General features: G+C 58.6%; 17 protein-coding genes. 7 read left to right on the top strand and 10 right to left on the bottom strand.

Annotated elements, in window-relative coordinates:
- Positions 1-4: 4 nt before the first annotated feature.
- Positions 5-589, top strand: coding sequence for a PilZ domain-containing protein (locus tag ACJJU9_RS07215; protein WP_407730334.1), 585 nt, complete (start codon positions 5-7; stop codon positions 587-589).
- A 52-nt stretch (positions 590-641) separates the two neighbouring features.
- Complete coding sequence (locus ACJJU9_RS07210) at positions 642-1,364, top strand: glycerophosphodiester phosphodiesterase (RefSeq protein WP_407730333.1); 723 nt, start codon at positions 642-644, stop codon at positions 1,362-1,364.
- Between the two features lie 42 nt (positions 1,365-1,406).
- On the opposite strand, the gene sthA is transcribed toward ACJJU9_RS07210, so the two are convergent.
- On the bottom strand, positions 1,407-2,801 hold the full coding sequence (gene sthA / locus ACJJU9_RS07205; RefSeq protein ID WP_048389312.1) for a Si-specific NAD(P)(+) transhydrogenase: 1,395 nt from the start codon (positions 2,799-2,801) through the stop codon (positions 1,407-1,409).
- A 523-nt stretch (positions 2,802-3,324) separates the two neighbouring features.
- On the opposite strand from sthA, the gene ACJJU9_RS07200 reads away from it, so the two are divergent.
- Positions 3,325-4,623, top strand: coding sequence for an MFS transporter (locus ACJJU9_RS07200; protein WP_407730332.1), 1,299 nt, complete (start codon positions 3,325-3,327; stop codon positions 4,621-4,623).
- A gap of 187 nt (positions 4,624-4,810) precedes the next feature.
- On the opposite strand, the gene ACJJU9_RS07195 is transcribed toward ACJJU9_RS07200, so the two are convergent.
- Positions 4,811-6,274, bottom strand: coding sequence for a glyceraldehyde-3-phosphate dehydrogenase (locus ACJJU9_RS07195; protein ID WP_153334247.1), 1,464 nt, complete (start codon positions 6,272-6,274; stop codon positions 4,811-4,813).
- Between the two features lie 287 nt (positions 6,275-6,561).
- Between ACJJU9_RS07195 and mfd the strand changes: the two genes are divergently transcribed.
- Both mfd and ACJJU9_RS07185 read left to right on the top strand, forming a co-directional pair.
- Positions 6,562-10,011 (top strand): transcription-repair coupling factor, encoded by a 3,450-nt coding sequence (gene mfd, locus ACJJU9_RS07190; protein ID WP_048389314.1) that lies wholly within the window; start codon positions 6,562-6,564, stop codon positions 10,009-10,011.
- Positions 10,012-10,035: 24 nt separating this feature from the next.
- Positions 10,036-12,738, top strand: coding sequence for an SNF2-related protein (locus ACJJU9_RS07185; protein ID WP_407730331.1), 2,703 nt, complete (start codon positions 10,036-10,038; stop codon positions 12,736-12,738).
- A 65-nt stretch (positions 12,739-12,803) separates the two neighbouring features.
- Here ACJJU9_RS07185 and ACJJU9_RS07180 read toward each other — a convergent pair whose 3' ends face one another.
- The 3 genes from ACJJU9_RS07180 to ACJJU9_RS07170 form a co-directional block, all read right to left on the bottom strand.
- Entirely contained in the window at positions 12,804-13,541 is a 738-nt protein-coding gene (locus ACJJU9_RS07180) for an S-methyl-5'-thioinosine phosphorylase (RefSeq protein WP_048389316.1), read from the bottom strand.
- 25 nt (positions 13,542-13,566) lie between these two features.
- The gene (gene nagZ, locus ACJJU9_RS07175) at positions 13,567-14,565 is read right to left on the bottom strand and encodes a beta-N-acetylhexosaminidase (RefSeq protein WP_407730965.1); all 999 of its coding nucleotides are present in this window, start codon (positions 14,563-14,565) and stop codon (positions 13,567-13,569) included.
- Between the two features lie 182 nt (positions 14,566-14,747).
- Positions 14,748-15,455 (bottom strand): TetR/AcrR family transcriptional regulator, encoded by a 708-nt coding sequence (locus tag ACJJU9_RS07170; protein ID WP_048368707.1) that lies wholly within the window; start codon positions 15,453-15,455, stop codon positions 14,748-14,750.
- A 261-nt stretch (positions 15,456-15,716) separates the two neighbouring features.
- Here ACJJU9_RS07170 and lexA point away from each other — a divergent pair, with 261 nt between their 5' ends.
- Both lexA and sulA read left to right on the top strand, forming a co-directional pair.
- Entirely contained in the window at positions 15,717-16,325 is a 609-nt protein-coding gene (gene lexA / locus ACJJU9_RS07165; protein WP_048368709.1) for a transcriptional repressor LexA, read from the top strand.
- An 11-nt stretch (positions 16,326-16,336) separates the two neighbouring features.
- Positions 16,337-16,810, top strand: coding sequence for an SOS-induced cell division inhibitor SulA (gene sulA / locus ACJJU9_RS07160; protein WP_048389319.1), 474 nt, complete (start codon positions 16,337-16,339; stop codon positions 16,808-16,810).
- A gap of 74 nt (positions 16,811-16,884) precedes the next feature.
- On the opposite strand, the gene ACJJU9_RS07155 is transcribed toward sulA, so the two are convergent.
- The 5 genes from ACJJU9_RS07155 to fadA all read right to left on the bottom strand — a co-directional run bounded on the left by ACJJU9_RS07155 (position 16,885) and on the right by fadA (position 22,770).
- Positions 16,885-17,118, bottom strand: coding sequence for a hypothetical protein (locus tag ACJJU9_RS07155; protein WP_019408701.1), 234 nt, complete (start codon positions 17,116-17,118; stop codon positions 16,885-16,887).
- A gap of 118 nt (positions 17,119-17,236) precedes the next feature.
- A complete protein-coding gene (locus ACJJU9_RS07150) occupies positions 17,237-17,758 on the bottom strand; it encodes a DUF6586 family protein (RefSeq protein ID WP_407730330.1) in 522 nt (173 codons plus the stop codon).
- 771 nt (positions 17,759-18,529) lie between these two features.
- The gene (gene topA / locus ACJJU9_RS07145; protein ID WP_153329633.1) at positions 18,530-21,157 is read right to left on the bottom strand and encodes a type I DNA topoisomerase; all 2,628 of its coding nucleotides are present in this window, start codon (positions 21,155-21,157) and stop codon (positions 18,530-18,532) included.
- Positions 21,158-21,271: 114 nt separating this feature from the next.
- Positions 21,272-21,508 carry a DUF1653 domain-containing protein gene (locus tag ACJJU9_RS07140; protein ID WP_048368808.1) on the bottom strand — a complete coding sequence of 79 codons (237 nt, stop codon included), beginning with the start codon at positions 21,506-21,508 and terminating at the stop codon, positions 21,272-21,274.
- Positions 21,509-21,594: 86 nt separating this feature from the next.
- The gene (gene fadA, locus ACJJU9_RS07135) at positions 21,595-22,770 is read right to left on the bottom strand and encodes an acetyl-CoA C-acyltransferase FadA (RefSeq protein WP_048368713.1); all 1,176 of its coding nucleotides are present in this window, start codon (positions 22,768-22,770) and stop codon (positions 21,595-21,597) included.
- Positions 22,771-22,794 lie beyond the last annotated feature (24 nt).

Here is a 22,794-nt window from a genome sequence, read left to right as displayed (position 1 = left end):
CGCCATGTCGACATTAGATGAAGCAAATCGCCGCGAATACTACCGTATCGAGGATGTGATCGCACTGGAAATCACCCCACTGTCGGCCGCCGAGGTCGACAGCGGTAAAGTGTTGCAGGATGCATCCCCGCTCTTCAATTTGCTCAGTGAATTGCACCTCAGCGAATTCGAGTCCCAACACCTGTTGCGCCAGATCAGCGAGCGCGACCGCACGCTGTCCAGTTACCTTAAAACCCTGAACAAACGCGTCGATCTGCTCAGCCAGATCGTCGCGCAAACGGTGCTGGGTAAAGTCGGCGAACTGCAACCGGTCACCCTGTCCGAAGGCGGTATCGACTTTCACCACCCGCAGGCGTACCCGGTTAATAGCCATGTATCGGTCAAGCTGGTGTTGATGCCGCAAGCCTTGGGGTTGTTGCTGCGCGCCCGGATCGTTGAATGCCGGGCCGACGCCGGGCGTTATTGGATAGCGACAGAATTTGAAGCACTGAGCGAAACCCAGCGCCAATTGCTGGCACGCCATATTTTGCAAAAACAGGCTCAGGCGCGGCGACTGGCGCGCGACTTAGACGATCCAACGACCGAGTAAGCCCTCAACGGGCTCTCTGTAGACGCAGTGAATGCTGCATAAAGGAGCAATTGTGACCCTGATTTATGGCCATCGCGGCGCCAAAGGCGAAGCACCGGAAAACACCCTTGCCAGCTTTGAGCAATGCCTCAAGCACGGCGTCCGTCGTTGCGAACTGGATTTGCACTTGTCCAAAGATGGCGAGTTGATGGTGATCCACGACCCGACCCTCAAACGCACCACCGACCGACGCGGCAAGGTAATTGAACAGAGTGCTGCTGACCTGGTGACCTATGACGCGCGCAAAGGTGGCCCGGGCTGGGTACATCCGTGCCCGATCCCGCGCCTCGAAGAGTTGTTTGAAAAGTGCAACTTTGAGCACTGGCAACTGGAAGTCAAAAGCGCCTCACGCACCCGCGCTGCCACCACCGTGCTGGCGATCCGCGAAATGGCTGAACGCCATGGCCTGATGGACAAAGTCACCGTCACCTCCAGCTCGCGGGAAGTGCTCAAGGCCGCGTTGGAGCTGACCCCGGACCTGTCACGCGGCCTGGTAGCCGAGTACGCCTGGCTCGACCCGCTGAAGGTCGCCCAGAATTACGGTTGCGAGATGTTGGCGTTGAACTGGACACTCTGCACGCCTGAACGTCTGGCCAAGGCTCAGCGCCAGGGGTTGCATGTGTCGGTGTGGACAGTCAACGAGCCTGCACTGATGCGCAGACTCGCTGATTTTGGCGTCGACAGCCTGATTACAGACTTTCCCGGTTTGGCCACTGCCACCCTTGGGAATGGCTGAAATCGGTCTCCCCGACCGGCTCAGGCCACCGGCCGGAGCCGCTTAAAAAAGCCGGTTGAGGCCATCGTAAGCGGCTACCCGATAGGCTTCGGCCATGGTCGGGTAGTTGAACGTGGTGTTCACGAAGTACTTCAGGGTGTTCAGTTCGCCCGGCTGGTTCATGATCGCCTGACCGATGTGCACGATCTCTGAAGCCTGATAACCGAAACAGTGAACGCCCAGCACTTCAAGGGTTTCGCGATGGAACAGGATTTTCAGCATGCCCTGAGGCTCGCCGGCAATCTGTGCACGCGCCATGCTCTTGAAGAACGCCTTGCCCACTTCGTACGGTACTTTGGCCTGGGTCAGCTCCTGCTCGTTCTTGCCGATCGAGCTGATCTCCGGAATGGTGTAAATACCGGTCGGCACGTCATTGACGAAGCGCCAGCTGCCATTGTCGACAATGCTGCCGGCAGCTGAACGGCCCTGGTCGTGAGCCGCACTGGCCAGGCTTGGCCAGCCGATCACATCGCCTGCGGCGTAGATGTTCGGCACGTCGGTGCGGTAGTTTTCGTCCACATGCACCTGGCCGCGGCCATTGGCCTTGAGGCCGACGTTTTCCAGGCCCAGTTGATCGGTGTTGCCGGTACGGCCGTTGCACCAGAGCAAGGCGTCTGCCTTGATCTTTTTGCCGGATTTGAGGTGCAGGATCACACCGTTTTCAACACCTTCAACCCGCTCGTACTCTTCATTGTGGCGAACAGTCACGTTGTTGTTGCTGAAGTGGTAGCTCAAGGCCTGGGAGATTTCGGCGTCGAGGAAGCTGAGCAATTGCCCGCGGTTGTCGACCAGCTCAACCAGCACACCCAAGCCACTGAAAATCGAAGCGTATTCGCAACCGATCACGCCAGCGCCGTAAATGATCAACTTGCGCGGGGTGTGGCCCAGGCTGAGGATGGTGTCGCTATCGTAGATACGCGAGTGGGTGAAATCGATATCAGCCGGGCGATAAGGACGCGAGCCGGTGGCGATAATGATTTGCTTGGCGATCAGGGTTTCAACCACGCCGTTAGGGCATACCACCTGAATGGACTGTTCGTCGTTGAAGCTGCCGATACCGAAGAACAGGTCAACGCGGTTGCGCGCGTAGTAACCGGTGCGAGAGGCCACTTGCTTGGAAATGACTTTTTCAGCGCTTTTAAGCACGTCCGGGAACGAGAACCAACGCGGCTCACCAATGGCCCGGAACATCGGGTTGGTGTTGAACTGCATGATCTGGCGAACCGAGTGACGCAAGGCTTTGGACGGGATAGTGCCCAAGTGCGTGCAGTTGCCGCCGACCTGACGCCGGCTGTCGACCATTGCTACCTTGCGCCCTGCTTTAGCGGCGTTCATTGCCGCGCCTTCTCCTGCAGGGCCAGAGCCCAGTACCACTACATCGTAGTTGTAGACAGCCATGCGTACTCCTCAGAACAGGCCGTGGCACCGCTTTGGGCACCTACGGCTAAATCATGTCGCGGCCAGCGACATGAAGGGTCAAAACGTGGGGCACAGTCTATAGAAGCCTGACCGCGGCGAACATTAACCCTTGGTCTTGTCGTAGGCTAATTTTGTCTGCACTACATCACCGTTTGCATTTCACCCTCATGTCAGCCTCGCCAAAAGCAGCCCTCGCTGTAAAACGCGAGAGCTGTGATGCACGTAATGTTGCGTTCATCTTGTGCGCAAAAAATCATCAAAAGCCCAAAAACCGCCGGAGCATCTCGCTCACCCCGCCAGGATTAATCAAAAAAAATTGCCAGCCTTTGCTGGCCCAAAGCCCTTGAATCCGACGCGCAACAGCAACAAAAGTTGCCTGGACGACTTGATACACATATCGTTACAAAACTGTTTTGTACAACGGCGTGCGCCTTGATCTTGCAGTGTGGACAAGCAACAAACATGGATTACGCATAAAACAGATAACAGCGGGTGATTTCTGATGGCCTCCAGTACAGGCAAAGGCAAAGCGATTTTTCGCGTTGTCAGCGGCAACTTTCTCGAAATGTTCGACTTCATGGTCTTTGGCTTTTACGCCACGGCCATTGCCAAAACCTTCTTCCCCAGCGACAGCGCTTTCGCATCCTTAATGCTTGCCCTGGCGACCTTTGGCGCCGGTTTCCTGATGCGTCCATTGGGCGCTATTTTTCTGGGTGCCTACATCGACCGCCACGGCCGTCGTAAAGGTTTGATCATTACCCTGGCCCTGATGGCCATGGGCACCGTACTGATTGCCTGCGTACCGGGTTATGCCACCCTGGGCGTCGCGGCACCGCTGCTGGTGCTGCTTGGCCGTCTGTTGCAAGGTTTCTCGGCGGGCGTGGAGTTGGGCGGCGTATCGGTGTACCTGGCGGAAATCGCCACACCGGGCCGCAAAGGCTTCTTCGTCAGCTGGCAGTCCGCGAGCCAACAGGCTGCGGTGGTTTTCGCAGGCTTGATGGGCGTTGGTTTGAACCACTGGTTGAGCCCGGAAGACATGGGTGACTGGGGCTGGCGGATTCCGTTTTTGATCGGCTGCATGATCGTGCCGGTGATCTTTGTCATCCGTAAGTCCATGGAAGAAACACCGGAGTTCGAAGCCCGCAAACATCGCCCTACCCTGCGGGAAATCATCACCTCCATCGGCCAGAACTTTGGCCTGGTACTGGGCGGTATGGCGCTGGTGGTCATGACCACTGTGTCTTTCTACCTGATCACCGCCTACACCCCGACCTTCGGCAAGACCGAGCTGCACCTGTCGGACCTTGAAGCGTTGCTGGTGACCGTCTGTATTGGCCTGTCGAACTTTATCTGGCTGCCGATCATGGGCGCACTGTCAGACAAAATCGGTCGCCGACCGCTGCTGCTAGGCGCAACCATTCTCGCCATCCTCACCGCCTACCCGGCCTTGTCCTGGCTGGTGGCCAACCCTAGCTTCAGCCACTTGCTGATCGTGGAGTTGTGGTTGTCGTTCCTGTACGGCTCGTACAACGGTGCGATGGTGGTTGCCCTGACCGAAATCATGCCCGCAGAAGTGCGCACCACAGGCTTCTCACTGGCTTACAGCCTGGCCACTGCGACCTTCGGCGGCTTTACCCCGGCCGCGTGCACCTACCTGATCCACGCACTGGACAACAAAGCAGCCCCCGGCCTGTGGCTCACCGGTGCCGCCGTGTTGGGCCTGATTGCCACCGTGGCGCTGTTTCGCGGTAACAAGCACCAGTTGCGCGTAGCGCAAATACCGGTTGCCAGCAACGGCTGAACCCGGATCCTGTAGTCGCTGACGAGGCACGAGGCTGCGAAGCGGGCCTCAGGACCGCCGCTTGGGGTCTTGGGGTCGCTTCGCAACCAATCGCAGCCTCATTCTTCGGCAGCGACTACAGATAACATGTTCAACGCACACAAAAACGCCCCGAACCAGTCGGGGCGTTTTTAGTTGCAGCGAGTGCTTAGCGCGGGAACGCTGGCGGGTTAACCCCGGCCATGTCTTCCATCACACGCACTACCTGGCAGCTGTAACCGAATTCGTTGTCGTACCACACGTACAGCACAACGCGGTTGTCATTGCAGATAGTCGCTTCAGCATCCACCACACCGGCGTGACGCGAACCCACGAAGTCAGTCGATACCACTTCCTGGGAGCTCACGAAGTCGATTTGCTTGTGCAGATCGGAGTGCAGCGCCATGTGACGCAGGTAGTCGTTCATTTCTTCGCGGGTAGCCGGCTTCTCAAGGTTCAGGTTGAGAATGGCCATCGACACGTTTGGCGTCGGAACGCGGATCGCGTTACCGGTCAGCTTGCCAGCCAGCTCAGGCAATGCCTTGGCAGCAGCTGTCGCAGCACCGGTCTCGGTGATCACCATGTTCAGCGCGGCGCTACGGCCACGGCGATCGCCTTTGTGGAAGTTGTCGATCAGGTTCTGGTCGTTGGTGTACGAGTGAACAGTCTCAACGTGACCGTTGACGATACCGAACTTGTCGTTGACAGCCTTGAGCACCGGCACGATGGCGTTGGTGGTGCAGGATGCCGCCGAAACGATCTTGTCGTCTGCGGTGATTTCGCCGTGGTTGATGCCGTGAACGATGTTCTTCAGCTTGCCTTTACCCGGCGCAGTCAGAACAACGCGATCGATACCCGGGCACTGCAAGTGCTGACCCAGGCCGTCGGCGTCACGCCATACACCAGTGTTGTCCACCAGCAGGGCGTTCTGAATGCCGTACTGGGTGTAGTCCACCTCAGTCGGGTTCTTCGCGTAGATCACCTGGATCAGGTTACCGTTGGCGGTGATAGTGTTGTTTTCTTCATCGACCACGATGGTGCCGTCGAACGGACCATGTACCGAGTCACGACGCAGCAGGCTGGCGCGCTTGACCAGATCGTTTTCGGCGCCTTTGCGCACAACGATGGCACGCAGACGCAGGCCGTCGCCGCCACCGGTTTTTTCGATCAGGATACGGGCCAGCAGACGGCCGATACGACCGAAGCCGTACAGCACAACGTCAGTGCCTTTACGTGCAGAAGCGTTTTGCTGACCAACCACATCGGCCAGTTCTTCGCGAACGAATTGCTCGGCCGTACGGCCATTGCCTTCAGCCTTGAACTTGACTGCCAGCTTGCCCAGGTCTACCGACGCGGCGCCGAGCTTGAGCTCGCTCATCGCTTTGAGCAGCGGGAAAGTTTCGTGCACGGACAATTCGCTGTCATCGGACTGGCGATGACGGGCAAAGCGGTGCGCTTTGAGAATCGCAATGACTGAACGGTTGATCAGGCTGCGGCCATAGATCGAACTCACCACATTGTTATTGCGGTAAAGCTGACCGATGAGCGGAATCATCGCTTCTGCGAGTGCTTCACGGTCGATCCATTCACCAAGACACTGGTCGGGCTTCTGAGTCACGGGAACCTTCCACATGTAGGGGCTGAAAAAAGGGGCTACATTATGCAGTTGTGTCCATACATGGGCAATGCACGCCTGTCACACACCTCAACTGAAACGTTTAAGCACCAACAAATAAAGGTAAATAATTTTCTAACAATGGGCTTTTTTACGGCTTTAAGCCGCCCTGCAACGCCCTCTGGCCCAGTGTTTTACGCCTTGAAGCGGTGAATTCAAGACTCCATTAAAGACGGCAACTGACAGCCATCCCCTTGGCCGTTACACTTAGCCTCTTTGCCGCAACGCTTGGAGCTCAACCTTCCGTGCCCGTCCTGCGTCTACCCAAACTCCCTGCTACGGCAGGTAAACAGCACTGGAGCAATCTGCCCGGTGCTGCCCTGAGCCTCGCCATTGCCGAGGCCGCCAGCGCCGCCAAGCGCTTCACCCTGCTCCTGACTGCCGACAGCCAAAGTGCTGAACGCCTTGAGCAGGAATTACGCTTTTTCGCCCCCGAACTGCCGGTGTTGCATTTCCCCGACTGGGAAACCCTGCCCTACGACTTGTTCTCGCCGCATCAGGACATCATTTCCCAGCGCATTGCCAGCCTCTACAGGCTGCCAGAGCTGGACCACGGTGTTTTGGTAGTGCCGATCACTACCGCCCTACATCGTCTGGCGCCGACCAAGTTCCTGCTGGGCAGCAGCCTGGTGCTGGACGTGGGGCAAAAGCTTGATGTCGAGCAAATGCGCACGCGCCTTGAGGCCAGCGGTTATCGCTGTGTTGATACAGTGTATGAGCATGGCGAGTTCGCCGTGCGCGGTGCGTTGATCGACCTGTTCCCGATGGGCAGCAAACTGCCGTACCGGATCGACCTGTTCGACGATGAAATCGAGACCCTGCGCACCTTCGATCCGGAGACCCAGCGCTCCATCGATAAAGTGGAGTCGGTGCGCTTGCTGCCGGCCCGCGAGTTCCCGCTGCAAAAAGACGCAGTGACCCGTTTCAAGGCGCGCTTTCGCGAGCGCTTCGATGTCGACTTCCGTCGCTGCCCGATCTTTCAGGACCTGACCAGCGGGATCACCCCGGCGGGGATCGAGTATTACCTGCCGCTGTTTTTCGACGAAACCTCGACGCTGTTCGACTACCTGCCGGGGGACACGCAAGTGTTCTCGCTGCCAGGTATCGAGCAGGCGGCAGAGAACTTCTGGTCGGATGTGCGCAACCGCTACGAAGAACGCCGCATCGATCCGTCGCGACCGTTGTTGCCCCCGGCCGAATTGTTCCTGCCAGTTGAAGACTGCTTTGCCCGGCTTAAAAGCTGGCCACGCGTGGTTGCCAGCCAGGACGACATCGACGCAGGCAGCGGTCGCGAACGCTTCCCGGCGCAACCGCTGCCGAACCTCGCCATTGAAGCCAAGGCCAACCAGCCGTTGGCAGCGTTGTCCGGGTTCCTGGAGCAATTTGATGGCCGCGTGCTGTTCACCGCCGAATCGGCGGGGCGCCGCGAAGTGCTGCTCGAACTGCTCGAACGCCTGAAGCTACGGCCGAAAAACGTCGACAACTGGCCGGACTTTGTCGCCAGCAAACATCGTCTGGCGATCACCATCGCCCCGCTGGATGAAGGCTTGCTGCTGGATGACCCGGCACTGGCGCTGATTGCCGAAAGCCCGCTGTTCGGGCAACGCGTCATGCAACGTCGACGCCGTGAAAAACGCGCCGACGCCAACAACGACGCAGTGATCAAAAACCTCACCGAACTGCGCGAAGGCGCGCCGGTGGTGCACATTGACCACGGCGTGGGGCGTTATCAGGGGCTGGCGACGCTGGAAGTCGACAATCAGGTCGCCGAATTCCTTACTCTGGAATACGCCGAGGGCGCCAAGCTGTACGTGCCCGTAGCCAACCTGCACCTGATTGCCCGCTACACCGGCAGCGATGACGAACTGGCGCCGTTGCACCGCCTGGGCTCCGAGACCTGGCAAAAAGCCAAACGCAAAGCCGCCGAACAAGTGCGTGACGTGGCCGCCGAGCTGCTCGATATCTACGCCCGCCGCGCCGCCCGTGAAGGCCATGCGTTTGCCGACCCGAAGGCCGATTACGCCACCTTCAGTGCCGGCTTCCCGTTTGAAGAAACCCCGGACCAGCAAACCACCATCGAAGCCGTGCGCGCCGACATGTTGTCGCCCAAGCCGATGGACCGCCTGGTGTGTGGCGACGTGGGCTTCGGTAAAACTGAAGTGGCCATGCGCGCGGCCTTTATTGCCGTGCACGGCGGCCGTCAGGTAGCGATTCTGGTGCCAACCACCCTGCTCGCCCAACAGCACTACAACAGCTTCCGCGACCGCTTTGCCGACTGGCCGGTGCGCGTTGAAGTGATGAGCCGCTTCAAGTCCGCCAAAGAGATCAATCAGGCCGTGGCCGATCTGGCCGAAGGCAAGATCGACATCGTGATCGGCACGCACAAGCTGCTGCAGGACGACGTCAAAATCAAAAACCTGGGGCTGGTGATCATCGACGAAGAACACCGCTTCGGTGTACGTCAAAAAGAACAGCTCAAGGCCCTGCGCAGCGAAGTCGACATTCTGACCCTCACTGCCACGCCGATCCCGCGCACGCTGAACATGGCGGTGTCGGGCATGCGCGACCTGTCGATCATCGCCACGCCACCGGCGCGCCGGCTGTCGGTGCGCACCTTCGTCATGGAGCAAAACAACAGCACGGTCAAAGAGGCCCTGCTGCGTGAATTGCTCCGTGGTGGCCAGGTGTACTACCTGCACAACGACGTTAAGAGCATCGAAAAATGTGCCGCCGAACTGGCAGCTCTGGTGCCCGAGGCGCGGATCGGCATCGGCCACGGACAGATGCGCGAAAGCGAGCTCGAACAGGTGATGAGCGACTTCTACCACAAGCGCTTTAACGTGCTGATCGCGTCGACCATTATCGAAACCGGTATCGACGTGCCGAGCGCCAACACCATCATCATCGAGCGTGCAGACAAATTCGGCCTGGCGCAGTTGCACCAATTGCGCGGCCGCGTCGGACGCAGTCACCACCAGGCCTACGCCTACCTGTTGACGCCGCCGCGCCAGCAAATCACCGGCGATGCGCAAAAGCGCCTCGAAGCCATCGCCAACACCCAGGACCTGGGCGCCGGTTTTGTGCTGGCCACCAACGACCTGGAAATCCGTGGTGCGGGCGAGCTGCTCGGCGACGGCCAAAGCGGCCAGATCCAGGCGGTCGGTTTTACCCTGTACATGGAAATGCTCGAGCGCGCGGTCAAGTCGATTCGCAAGGGCGAGCAGCCTAACCTTGAGCAGCCGCTGGGCGGCGGGCCTGAAATCAACCTGCGCGTGCCCGCACTGATCCCGGAGTCGTACTTGCCAGATGTGCATGCGCGCCTGATCCTCTACAAACGCATTGCCTCGGCCACCGACGAAGACGGCCTCAAGGACTTGCAGGTCGAGATGATCGACCGCTTTGGCCTGCTCCCGGAGCCGACGAAGAACCTGGTGCGCATTACCCTGCTCAAATTGCAGGCCGAACAACTGGGCATCAAGAAGATCGACGCCGGGCCGCAAGGCGGGCGTGTCGAATTTGCCTCCGACACACCGGTTGATCCGCTGACCTTGATCAAACTGATCCAAAGCCAGCCCAACCGCTATAAATTCGAAGGCGCCACGCTGTTTAAATTTATGGTGCCGATGGAACGCCCGGACGAACGCTTCAATGTCATCGAGGCCCTCCTGGAGCGCCTCACGCCGAAGTCGTCGTAATGGGACCTGCGCAATGAAACGCCCATGCCCCTGACCATGAACCCGCGACTGACCAAGCCGCTCGCACCGACCTGGGTCAGTCGCTTCAAAGAACAAAGCCTGGAGCGTGGCCGCCGCTACGCCCGGGAAAACCGTGTCAGAATCGCGCAGATCGGCGACAGCCTGATCACGGCCAGTTGCCAGGGTTCCGGGGACAACACCTATCGCCAGACCATTCAGTTACGCGAATCCGCCAAAGGCACCCTGCTGTTGGTGAGCGCGAACTGTACGTGCCCTGTACGCACTAACTGCAAGCACACCGCTGCCGTTTTACTGAAGATTGAAGACACCTTGAACTACCCCGCTGCTGCCCAGGACGCCGAGCTTCTGGAAAAACTCCAGGCCGTACTCGACTCGCGCCGCCCCAATAACCTCCCAGAAGTGCTGAGTGAAGACGTGCAGCCCACGCCACGCCTGTGGCTGGCCAGCGCCGAATTCAGCGCCTTCGAACCGCGCAACGGGAAAATGCAGCGCTACACCCAGCACCGCGCCGCGCTGTCATTCAATTACCTGGATCACTACGCCAGCGGGCACAAAGCTGCTGACATCCTGATACGCCAAGAACACCAAACCCTGCGCATCAAACGTCAGCCCGAGGCCGAAAATGCCTTTCGCGAGCAGTTGCGCGAGCTGGGCTTCAAAATCGCTACCCGCCAGAGCAAAGCCCTGCCGGAGAGCGCCGGCGAGCTGTTTGAAATGGTCAATGACAGCGCCTGGCTCAACTTCACTCTGAACCAGATGCCCGGCCTGCGCGAGCAAGGCTGGGAGCTACAGATTGACGAAGATTTCGGCTTTGACCTGTCGCCGATCGAAGACTGGTACGCCAACGTCGACGAAGCCCCCGAGCACGACTGGTTCGACCTGGAGCTGGGGATCATCGTCAACGGCCAGCGCCTGAGCTTGCTGCCGATTCTGCTGAACCTGATGCGCTCGCACACCGACATCCTCAGCCCTGAAAAACTCGCCCGCCGCCGCGACGACGAACTGATTCTGGTGAATATCCCGGCCACGCCTAACAGCGGCCACGGCCCGCTGCAAGTGGCGCTGCCCTACAGCCGCCTGAAACCGGTACTGGCGACCCTGGACGAGTTCTATCTGGGTGAGCCGGGCGCCACCGCATTGCGCATCAAAAGTGCTGACGCCCCGCGCCTCAATGCGCTGGACGCCATGCCGTTGCGCTGGGAAGGCGGCGAGCACATCCGCGGTTTTGCCCAACGCCTGCGCGATATCAAAGACTTCAGCGTCGACGCCCCTGAAGGGCTCAATGCCAACCTGCGCCCCTATCAACTGGAAGGGTTGAGCTGGATGCAGTCACTGCGCCAGCTTGAAGTCGGCGGCATTCTTGCGGACGACATGGGCTTGGGTAAAACCCTGCAAACACTGGCGCATATTCTCTGCGAGAAAAATGCCGGACGCCTCGACCGCCCGGCCATGGTCGTAATGCCCACCAGCCTGATCCCCAACTGGCTGGACGAAGCTGCGCATTTCACCCCCCAACTCAAAGTGCTGGCACTGGTGGGCGCAACGCGCAAAAAACACTTCGATCACCTTAACGACTACGACCTGATCCTCACCACCTACGCACTGCTGCCCAAAGACAGTGAGCAACTGGCCAAACTGGCCTTGCACGTGTTGATCCTCGATGAAGCGCAGTACATCAAGAACCCCGGTAGCAAGGCGTCACTGGCCGCCTGCGAGCTGGTGGCCCGCCAGCGCCTGTGCCTGAGTGGCACGCCGCTGGAAAACCACTTGGGCGAGCTATGGTCACTGTTTCACTTCCTGCTCCCCGGCTGGCTGGGCGACATGAAAACCTTCAACCACAACTACCGGGTGCCGATTGAACGCCAGGGCAACGACGAGCGCTTGCAGCACTTGAATGCCCGGATAAAACCGTTTTTGTTGCGTCGCACCAAAGAACAAGTTGCCACTGAGCTGCCGCCGAAAACCGAGATCATCCATTGGGTCGACCTCAACGAGGCCCAGCGCGACGTGTACGAAACCATGCGCTTGGCGATGGATAAAAAGGTCCGCGACGAAATCACCCGCAAAGGCGTAGGCCGTAGCCAGATCATCATCCTTGAAGCGCTGCTCAAACTGCGCCAGGTGTGCTGCGACCTGCGCCTGGTCAGCAACACACCACCGAAAAAAGGCAGCACCTCGGGCAAGCTGGACAGCTTGATGACCATGCTTGAAGAACTGTTTGCCGAGGGGCGGCGCATCCTGTTGTTTTCGCAGTTCACCTCGATGCTGGAACTGATCGAAGCCGAACTGAAGAAACGCAACATCCGCTACGCCCTGCTCACCGGGCAAACCCGCGACCGACGCGCGCCGGTCAAGGACTTCCAGAGCGGCAAGCTGCAGATCTTCCTGATCAGCCTCAAGGCGGGTGGCGTGGGGTTGAACCTGACCGAAGCCGACACTGTGATCCACTACGACCCGTGGTGGAACCCGGCCGCCGAAAACCAGGCCACCGACCGCGCCTATCGCATTGGCCAGGAAAAACCGGTGTTTGTGTACAAAATGATTGCGCGCGGCACCGTGGAAGAGAAAATCCAGCACCTGCAGCAGGAAAAATCAGATTTGGCGGCAGGCGTACTCGATGGACGCATCGCCGGAGACTGGAAACTGCAAGACGACGACATCGACGCCTTGTTTGCGCCATTGCCGCCTAAAAACGAAAAACGCTAATAACCCTATCTGTAGGAGCGAACTTGCCTCGCGATCTTTTAAAAGATCGCGAGGCAAGACGTGTGTTAACCCGCCAACACCCGCGCCAGGGTCGCTTTAACTTTGCCCATGCCGTCGTGCAGCGCCTGCTCGATTTCAGCCATGGTAATCACCGCTGTGGTCTTGCCCGCTGCCGGGTTTACCACCAGCGCCAGACACGCGTAATCCAGGTCCAGTTCGCGGGCCAACGCCGCTTCAGGCATGCCGGTCATGCCCACAATGTCGCAGCCATCACGCTCAAGACGGGCGATTTCAGCCACGGTTTCCAGACGCGGGCCTTGGGTTGCAGCGTACACACCGTGGGTGCTGTAGGAACAGCCTTCGGCCGCCAGTGCGCTGATCAGTTTTTCACGCAGAGCTTCGGTGTAGGGAAAGCTGAAGTCGATGTGGGTTACGTGCTCCAGATCACCGGCGAAATAGGTGTGTTCGCGGCCGCTGGTGTAGTCGATCAACTGATGCGGCACGCAGAAATGCCCGGTACCCATCGCCATGTGAATCCCGCCCACGGCATTCACCGCCAAAATCGCCTCGGCACCTGCCTGTTTCAAGGCCCACAGGTTGGCGCGGTAGTTGACCTGATGCGGCGGCACCCGGTGCGGATGGCCATGGCGTGCCAGAAACAGCACTTCACGGCCGCCAAACTCACCGATCTGGATATCGGCTGAAGTCGGGCCGTAAGGCGTGTCCAACGCCAGCGAACGGCTGATGGTCAAGCCGTCGAGTTGGGTCAGCCCCGTGCCACCAATAATTGCGTAAACCGTCATTGAATCTGCCTCTTGAGCACGTGCATTAATCAATCAATTGAGCATCTTTAAGGGCACCCGTAGCCACCAGCCAGCGCGGGTCCTGGCGGTAGTCGGTGCTGGCCCAGGCTTGCGCACGCATCCGCGCAATGCGCGCAGAAGGCGTGACTTTCAGGCGCTGAGCAGCACTGAGCGCCAACTCGGCAGCCGCACGGTCGTTGCACACCAGGCCCATGTCACACCCGGCAGACAAGGCGGCCTCAATGCGGCTCGCCGCATCGCCGACCACATGGGCACCAGCCATCGACAGATCGTCACTGAAAATCACCCCGTCAAATTGCAGCTCGCCCCGCAAAATGTCCTGCAACCAGCGACGGGAGAACCCGGCAGGCTGGCTGTCGACTTGCGGGTAGATCACGTGCGCAGGCATCACGCCTGCCAAGTGCTTGCTCAGACGGGCAAACGGCACCAGATCATGGCTGCGAATCTGTTCCAGGCTGCGTTCATCAGTCGGGATGGCGACATGAGAATCAGCCTCTGCCCACCCATGCCCCGGAAAATGCTTACCGGTCGCGGCCATGCCCGCAGCGCTCATCCCGCGAATATAGGCACCTGCCAATTGCGCGGCGCGCTCAGGGTCACCTTCAAACGAGCGAGTCCCCACCACCGCACTGCGCTGGTAATCGAGGTCCAGCACCGGCGCAAAACTCAAGTCCAGACCGACCGCCAGCACTTCGGTGGCCATGATCCAGCCACACTGCTCGGCCAGGTACTCGGCGTTGGGGGTATCGGCGATTGCGCGCATCGCCGGCAGCCGGACAAAACCTTGGCGCAGACGCTGTACGCGGCCGCCCTCCTGGTCGACAGCCAGCAGCAAATCCGGGCGAATGGCGCGAATCGATGCACTCAACTCACGCACCTGGCGCGGGTGCTCAATATTGCGGGCGAAAATGATCAGGCCGCCCACTTCAGGCTGGCGCAGCAATTGCCGGTCTTCAGCCGTCAACCAGGTACCGGCGACGTCCACCATCAAGGAACCTTGCAGGGCAGAACTCATGGGAAATCCTTAAAGAGAGAAAGCGCTTATCAACCGGCTCTTCGCACCAGACACAGCATGGCGCGCCGCATACCAGAGCGGCAGCGGCGAAGAGCGAGACGGGAATAAGTCTGGGTTGGGCATGGCGGCTAGCTTAGCGGAACAAAGCTGCCGCGCCCACCCGCACGCGGTCAAACCTTGGCGGCGACCGGTGGGGTTTTGGTCCGGGGGCGAAGCTGCGCGCTGGCCATGGCCGGGTCGGTGACACCGCTGTCGGCACGCATGCCGGCCGCCAGGAAAGGCACCATCAGGCGCATCACCTGCTCGATCGAGGTGTTCACCCCAAAATCGGTTTCGGCGATGGCCCGCAAGGCCTTGATCCCGGACATGCTGAACGCCGCCGCACCGAGCATAAAGTGCACGCGCCAGAACAGCTCAATTGGCGGGATCTGCGGGGCGGCTTCGTTGACCAGCAACATATAGCGGCGAAACACCTTGCCGTACATGTCTTCGAGATAACGCCGTAAGTGCCCTTGGCTCTGACTGAAGGCCAAGCCCAGCAGGCGCATGAATATAGACAGGTCATTACCACTGCGCGGCTGGATTACCAGCGCCTGCTCGACCAGCATCTCCAGCAGTTCTTCAAGGCTGGGGCGCTGCTCGGGCTTGGCCTGACGACGCTCCAGCTCGCGGTCCAGATTGGCGCAGAACGGCCCCAGAAAACGCGAGAAAACAGCCTGGATCAAGGCTTTCTTGGAACCAAAATGGTAATTGACCGCCGCCAGGTTGACCGAGGCTTTGCTGGTGATCAGCCGCAATGAAGTTTCAGCAAAACCTTTTTCCGCGAACAGCTGCTCAGCAGCATCAAGGATACGTTCAACGGTTTCCGACTGGGCCATGGCTACTCCGCCTGACAAAACATTAAAACATCTGTTTGAAACATACGTTTCGACCTGTAAAAAGTCAAGGCGGCGTGTTCGGTTTGCGACCGGGCGGTCTTGCATTTAACCACAGCCGCCGCCAGCAAGGCTTTGCCTTCTATTAGGTGAACCCTGCAAAGCATTGATGACCGTCCAGCGGACGGCAGAAAATGGAGGATTGCCAATAAGCCTTCACTGTATATAATCCCAGTCACTGTATAAAAAGACAGAGCGATCACCATGTTAAAACTGACGCCACGCCAAGCTGAGATCCTGGCCTTCATCAAGCGATGCCTGGATGACAACGGATACCCGCCCACCCGTGCCGAGATCGCACAGGAACTGGGCTTCAAGTCTCCGAACGCCGCTGAAGAACACCTCAAGGCCCTTGCTCGCAAGGGTGCCATCGAAATGACCCCCGGCGCCTCACGCGGTATTCGTATCCCTGGCTTTGAAGCCAAGGCCGACGAATCCACCTTGCCCATCATCGGCCGGGTCGCTGCCGGTGCGCCGATCCTGGCGCAAGAGCACGTCGAAGAGTCCTGCAACATCAACCCGACGTTCTTCCATCCGCGCGCCGACTACCTGCTGCGGGTCCAGGGCATGAGCATGAAGGACGTCGGCATCTTTGATGGTGACCTTCTGGCTGTGCATACCTGCCGCGAAGCCCGCAACGGCCAGATTGTGGTGGCCCGTATCGACGACGAAGTGACTGTCAAGCGCTTCAAGCGCGAAGGCAACAAGGTCTGGCTAATCGCTGAAAACCCGGATTTCCAGCCCATTGAGGTCAATCTCAAAGAGCAGGAGCTGGTTATCGAAGGCCTGAGCGTCGGCGTCATACGCCGCTAATAGGAGACGTCATGCAGTTCCCACACACACCGCTGCCAGCACAACTCCCCTTGTTCGAAGTGTTCATGGCACAACCCATGGCCCCTGCGATCAAAGAAGTGCTCGATGCACCCTGGAGCGCCGAACCTGAAGTTTTCAGTGAGTTGTCGCTGCGCGGTGCTGCCGGAAACTGCCTGAACCTGCTGGCGCCCATGCTTCGCGAACTCAGCGAGCAACAAGACGACCGTTGGCTGACCCTGATTGCCCCGCCTGCCAGCCTGACTCAAAGCTGGTTGCGCGAGGCCGGGCTGAACCGCGAGCGCATTCTGCTCCTGCAACCCAACGGTAACAAAAGTGCTTTGCAACTGACCTGCGAGGCACTGCGCCTGGGCCGTAGCCATACCGTGGTCAGCTGGATCAACCCGCTGACTGCCGGCGCTCGCCAACAACTGGTCAGCGCAGCACGTACCGGCCACGGGCAAAGCCTGAATATTCGTTTGGGTTAAACGGTTGTCGCTAACTGCCACAGTGCTTGTGCGCCCTGCACAAGCCTGCCAGTAATGCCTGCCAACCTGAACACTTAGTGCAGGATGCGCGGGCCTTCATCTTTTTCAAGCTCGCCTTCGGCCAATCGGCCTGCCATCTGAACACCGACGCTGAGCATGGCTTTGGCCACCTCAACGTGCTGGCCTTGTAGAAAGGCCTTGGCATCTTCAGAAAAGTTAAGCGTCACCAAAGACCCCTCGTCTTCAGCCCGGCGCAACTCGATACGGCCGTCTGGTAATTCGACAATTTCTAGAAAGGACGTTGGCATAAAGGTTTGTTCTCCACGAAAGCGCGGGATTATATCAGTCATCCATTGTAATTTTTCCAGGATATGAGCCTGTTTCATTACCGACTGATGAATGACTGTACAGTTTTATCCGCGACCTTCAACACTCATTTAGTCCGTCACGAAACCTGATGGCCAAACTTTTGAGGTTTTGGCGCCACTCCTCCAGCGTTTCGCGGCTTAATTCCTTGGGTGCTTCATCCTCCAGATTGACCGCCTCAATCAGGGGCTGAAAAACGTCTGCCTTAACCTTCTTCGGTGCCTGCAACGGCTGGTACAACGCTGCGTGAGTGGCAACCAGTTGCGCCAGCCAGGTGTGCGGCGCTCTGGCCAGTTCGACCATTTCTGCCAGCTCAGGAATGGCTATGGCGTCCAAAACCTCTTGAGTCAGCAGCAACTCGACACGCGGAGCGTTTGCTTGAGGCAAGCGATAAAAGCCGGCTATTTCATGGCATAAGCCGAGTAAAGCGCCATACAAATGAAAAATGGCCGATTCGCGTTCAGCCTGAACCAGCGCCTGAGCATTCATGGCCCGCCCCTCCCCGGCCTTGTTCATGGCCTCAAGGGCCAAACCGGCGAAATATATTTTCTGATTGGTACGGGTATAGAGTTCGTGAGCCATGTTGAGGCGCTCCACAGCGAATGGGTAAGGGCTGACAGCAGTCTCAGGTATCGGGGATAAGGGCGCAAGGCCATGATGAGAGGATTTTCACCCCAGGGTCAAAACATCCCCGTAGTCGCTGCCGAGGCACGAAGGCTGCGATGGGTAGCGAAGCCACCCCACCAAAGATCAAAAGATCGCGAGGCACGCTCGCTCTTATCAAACATAAAATAAGTGATTGATTTTAAAGGCTTTGTAGGAGCGAGCTTGCTCGCGATCTTTTGATCTAGATCTTGCTTTTGATCTTGATCTAAAAGGCCCCATTAAACCACGCTGGCCGAACGCAGGTTTTGCGCAGTGGGTAACCCGGCAGGACGCCGGGTTAGCCGCGACACGGCCATGGATGGCCGATCGCGGCGGGCCTACGGAGCAAGGCCTGTGGTGAGGGCATGCCGAGCCAAAGCGAGGCACCGAGGGGTAGGGGCAAAAGCGTTTTGGTTACTTTGCCGCTTTTTGCAAAGTGACGCGGCGTAAGGCCGGAACCCTAAGTGGCCGTTGCCGCAGCAACGGATATGTACTCAAGTCAAGAGCCCCCTCACCACGCCTCTCCCGAAGGAGAGGGAACCGATTGGGGGATGCTGAAGATACTCGGCGGCCTGTTTGCTGCGCGACAGCGCGGCGTCGAAGACGGGGCGGCCCCTCCTACAGATTTGAACTGTCCCACCCAAAATCAAAAAACCGCGCAAGGCATGCAGCCCTTGCGCGGTTTTTTGTGGTGCGGTCAGTTCAGTTTCAAGCGTCTTTATCTTTGCGCTTGTCTTCTACTTTCCAGCTACCACCGTCGTAGAACGCACGCCAACCGGTCGGCTTACCGTCTACTTCGGTCTGCACGTATTGCTCTTTGGTCTTGCGGCTATAACGAATCACGGCCGGGCGACCTTCCGGGTCTTTCTTTGGCGCTTCACACAAGAAGTGATACTTAGGATCAATCTCGTCCTTGTGCGGGATGATTTCGATCACCAACGGTGCGCGGGTCTCACGGTTTTTCGGGAACTGGCTCGCCGCCAGGAACAACCCCGAAGCACCATCACGCAGGATGTAGGTGTCGTCGACCTTCTCGCACTTAAGCTCCGGCATTTTCACCGGATCCATTTTCGGTGGCGCTGCTTCACCGCTTTTCAGCAGCTTGCGAGTGTTCTTGCACTCCGAATTGGTGCAACCAAAGAACTTGCCGAAACGGCCGGTCTTGAGCTGCATCTCACTGCCGCACTTGTCGCACTCCAGGCTCGGCCCTTCGTAGCCCTTGATGCGGTAGTTGCCTTCTTCGATCTCGTAACCCACGCAATCCGGGTTGTTACCGCAGATGTGCAGCTTGTGTTTTTCATCCAGCAGGTAAGCATCCATCGCCGTGCTGCAGATCGGGCAGCGGTGCTTGCCCAACAGCACCAGCGACTCGGACTCGCCCTCATCGTCCGCAGCGATTTCATCGCCCGGCACCAGGTTGACGGTGGCCTTGCAACGCTCTTTAGGCGGCAGGCTGTAACCCGAGCATCCCAGGAACACGCCAGTAGAAGCCGTACGGATCTGCATCGGACGACCACATTCCTTGCACGGAATATCAGTCATGACGGGTTCGTTGGCACGCATGCCGCCGTCCGGTGCTGCCGCTACTTCAAGCTTTTTCTTGAAGTCGCCGTAGAACTCGTCCAGCACGTTTTTCCAGTCGCGCTCGCCTTGTGCGACGTCATCGAGGTTCTCTTCCATGCCGGCGGTGAAGCCGTAGTCCATAAGGTCAGAGAAGCTCTCAGACAGACGCTCAGTAACGATGTCGCCCATTTTCTCGGAGTAGAAGCGGCGGTTGTGCAGGGCCACGTAACCGCGGTCCTGGATGGTTCCGATAATCGCTGCGTAGGTCGACGGACGACCAATACCGCGTTTTTCCATCTCTTTCACCAGGCTCGCTTCCGAATAACGCGCAGGCGGCTTGGTGAAATGCTGACTCGGGTCCAGTTGGATCAGTTTGAGCACGTCGCCCTGGGCCATGTCCGGCAGTACATCGTCATCGCCAGGCTTGGTGATTTGCGGCATTACGCGGGTGTAACCGTCGAACTTGAGGATACGGCCCTTGGCACGCAGCTCGAAGTCGCCTGCGGCCACGCTGACAGTGGTCGACAGGTATTTGGCCGGCAGCATCTGGCACGCCACGAACTGGCGCCAGATGAGCTCGTAGAGGCGCTCAGCGTCGCGCTCCATGCCCGACAGCTTGCTCGGGTGCATATTCACGTCTGAAGGACGAATCGCTTCGTGAGCCTCTTGTGCGCCTTCCTTGCTGCTGTACACGTTAGGCGTCGGCGGCAGGTACGACTCGCCGAACTCGCTTTCAATGTAAGTGCGCGCCATCGCGACCGCATCGGCCGAGAGGTTGGTGGAGTCGGTACGCATGTACGTGATGTAGCCCGCTTCATACAAGCGCTGAGCCATCATCATGGTTTTCTTCACCCCGAAGCCCAAGCGGTTACTCGCGGCCTGTTGCAGGGTGGAGGTAATAAACGGTGCCGACGGCTTGCTGCTGGTCGGTTTGTCTTCGCGCTTGGCAATGGTGTAGCTGGAAGCCTTGAGCTTCTCCAGCGCGGCCATGGCCTGGGCTTCGTTCAGCGGCTTGAAGGCTTCGCCGTTTTCGCGGGCCACATCAAAGCGCACTTTCGCGCCCTTGGCAGTGCCCAGGTCTGCGTGAACTTCCCAGTATTCTTCGGGGTTGAACGCACGAATCTCACGCTCACGCTCAACCACCAGCTTCACCGCAACCGACTGCACACGGCCAGCCGACAGGCCACGGGCAATTTTGGCCCACAGCAGTGGCGAGACCATGTAGCCCACCACGCGGTCGAGGAAGCGACGTGCCTGCTGTGCATTCACACGGTTGATATCCAGCTCGCCCGGCTTGGAGAAGGCTTCTTGAATCGCCTTCTTGGTGATCTCATTGAACACCACGCGCTTGTAGCGGCTGTCGTCACCCCCGATGGCTTCGCGCAGGTGCCAGGCAATGGCTTCCCCCTCGCGATCCAAGTCGGTTGCGAGATAGATGGTGTCAGCATCTTTGGCGAGCCGACGCAGCTCTTCGATGACCTTTTCCTTGCCGGGCAGGATCTCGTACTTGGCTTTCCAGCCATGCTCGGGATCGACCCCCATGCGCGAGATCAGCTGCTTTTGAGCTTTCTCTTTAGGCGACAGGGCCGGCGCTTCGCCCGCCGCTGCCTTGCCACGCTTGGCAGCAGGTTCTTTACTGGCGCTAGCCGAACCGCTGGTGGGCAGGTCTCGGATATGGCCGATACTCGACTTCACCACGTACTCGTTGCCCAAGTACTTGTTGATGGTCTTGGCCTTAGCCGGGGATTCCACAATGACCAGCGATTTGCCCATGGATCAGAAAATTCCTGAATTCTAGAAGTGAAAGGCGGTGAGCGCCTGACGCGGCACCGCTATATATAGTGGCTACAAGGTGAGGTCAAGCACAGGGTTCTGCGCGACCAGGCCTCATGGCCGGGAAAAAATGCTCGGTTCAGCCTCAATCAAGGCAAAACGCGGGACTTGCTCACCGTCAACGATAACCGTCTCAAGGAACATGCTCAGCGGGCGAACCCAAAAGCCGAAATCGCCATAAAGGGCTTGGTAAAACACCACTTCCTCTTCGGTTTCAGAGTGGCGAGCCACATTGAATACCCGATATTGCGGCCCTTTGTAATGCTGATAGAGCCCAGGTTGTAGCGGCATGTTGCGGCCCCCTGCAAGAAAAAATAAAAAAAAGCCTAAAAACAAAAACCGGGGCACATGGCCCCGGCTTCCATCAACGCAACGCTTTAAACGCGTTCGAAGACAGTGGCAATGCCCTGGCCAAGACCAATGCACATGGTGGACAACCCGAAAGTGCCGCCATTTTGCTTCATCACATTGAGCAAAGTGCCGGAGATGCGAGCACCCGAGCATCCAAATGGATGGCCCAGAGCAATTGCACCGCCGTGCAGGTTAACCTTCTCATTCATCTTGTCGAGCACTTTCAAATCTTTCAGCACTGGCAGGGCCTGTGCAGCGAAAGCTTCGTTGAGCTCAATGAAGTCGATATCGGCCATATTCAAGCCTGCGCGCTTCAATGCTTTTTGTGTTGCCGGTACTGGACCATAGCCCATGATTGCCGGGTCCACACCTGCCAGTGCCATCGAACGGATCACGGCCAACGGCTCCAGACCCAGATCTTTGGCGCGCTGGGCGGACATGACGATCATGCACGAAGCACCGTCGGTGATCTGCGACGAAGTGCCCGCAGTCACGGTCCCGCCTTTAGGGTTGAAGGCTGGCTTCAAGGCGGCCAGGCTTTCCAGGGTGGTTTCCGGACGGATAGTTTCATCGTAGTCGAAAACTTTCAGGAAGCCGTTTTCGTCATACCCCTGCATCGGGATGATTTCGTCCTTGAACTTGCCTTCAATCGTTGCCTTGTGGGCCAACTGATGCGAACGCACGCCAAAGGCATCCTGTTGCTCACGGGTGATGCCGTGCATCTTGCCGAGCATTTCAGCGGTCAGACCCATCATGCCCGACGCTTTTGCCGCGTACAGCGACATGTGCGGGTTAGGGTCAACGCCGTGCATCATGCTCACGTGGCCCATGTGCTCGACGCCGCCCACGACAAACACGTCACCGTTGCCGGTCATGATGGCTTGCGCGGCAGTGTGCAGTGCGCTCATGGACGAGCCGCACAGACGGCTCACGGTTTGTGCCGCCGACGTGTGCGGGATCTGGGTCATCAGCGACGCCATGCGCGCGATGTTCCAGCCTTGCTCCAGGGTCTGGTTAACACAGCCCCAGATCACGTCTTCGACTTCAGCCGGGTCAACCTTGCTGTTGCGCTCCAGCACTTTGCTGATCAGGTGCGCCGACATGTCTTCGGCGCGGGTATTGCGGTGCATGCCACCCTTGGAGCGGCCCATCGGGGTGCGACCGAAGTCGACAATCACCACGTCTCTAGGATTCAAGCTCATAATTTCACTCTCACTCTAATGGGG

The organism is Pseudomonas helleri, assembly GCF_045830615.1.
GTDB classification, from domain to species: Bacteria; Pseudomonadota; Gammaproteobacteria; order Pseudomonadales; family Pseudomonadaceae; genus Aquipseudomonas; species Aquipseudomonas helleri.
The sequence above is the reverse complement of the archived record's forward strand: the minus strand, read 5'-3'. Positions and strand labels throughout refer to the sequence as shown.

Excerpts from the sequence above, each read along its gene's own strand:
- ACJJU9_RS07215 (WP_407730334.1), top strand. The coding sequence starts at position 5 with ATGTCGACATTAGATGAAGCAAATCGCCGCGAATACTACCGTATCGAG.
- sthA (WP_048389312.1), bottom strand. The coding sequence starts at position 2,801 with ATGGCTGTCTACAACTACGATGTAGTGGTACTGGGCTCTGGCCCTGCA.
- ACJJU9_RS07200 (WP_407730332.1), top strand. The coding sequence starts at position 3,325 with ATGGCCTCCAGTACAGGCAAAGGCAAAGCGATTTTTCGCGTTGTCAGC.
- ACJJU9_RS07195 (WP_153334247.1), bottom strand. The coding sequence starts at position 6,274 with ATGTGGAAGGTTCCCGTGACTCAGAAGCCCGACCAGTGTCTTGGTGAA.
- ACJJU9_RS07185 (WP_407730331.1), top strand. The coding sequence starts at position 10,036 with ATGCCCCTGACCATGAACCCGCGACTGACCAAGCCGCTCGCACCGACC.
- ACJJU9_RS07180 (WP_048389316.1), bottom strand. The coding sequence starts at position 13,541 with ATGACGGTTTACGCAATTATTGGTGGCACGGGGCTGACCCAACTCGAC.
- ACJJU9_RS07170 (WP_048368707.1), bottom strand. The coding sequence starts at position 15,455 with ATGGCCCAGTCGGAAACCGTTGAACGTATCCTTGATGCTGCTGAGCAG.
- lexA (WP_048368709.1), top strand. The coding sequence starts at position 15,717 with ATGTTAAAACTGACGCCACGCCAAGCTGAGATCCTGGCCTTCATCAAG.
- sulA (WP_048389319.1), top strand. The coding sequence starts at position 16,337 with ATGCAGTTCCCACACACACCGCTGCCAGCACAACTCCCCTTGTTCGAA.
- ACJJU9_RS07155 (WP_019408701.1), bottom strand. The coding sequence starts at position 17,118 with ATGCCAACGTCCTTTCTAGAAATTGTCGAATTACCAGACGGCCGTATC.
- ACJJU9_RS07150 (WP_407730330.1), bottom strand. The coding sequence starts at position 17,758 with ATGGCTCACGAACTCTATACCCGTACCAATCAGAAAATATATTTCGCC.
- topA (WP_153329633.1), bottom strand. The coding sequence starts at position 21,157 with ATGGGCAAATCGCTGGTCATTGTGGAATCCCCGGCTAAGGCCAAGACC.
- ACJJU9_RS07140 (WP_048368808.1), bottom strand. The coding sequence starts at position 21,508 with ATGCCGCTACAACCTGGGCTCTATCAGCATTACAAAGGGCCGCAATAT.
- fadA (WP_048368713.1), bottom strand. The coding sequence starts at position 22,770 with ATGAGCTTGAATCCTAGAGACGTGGTGATTGTCGACTTCGGTCGCACC.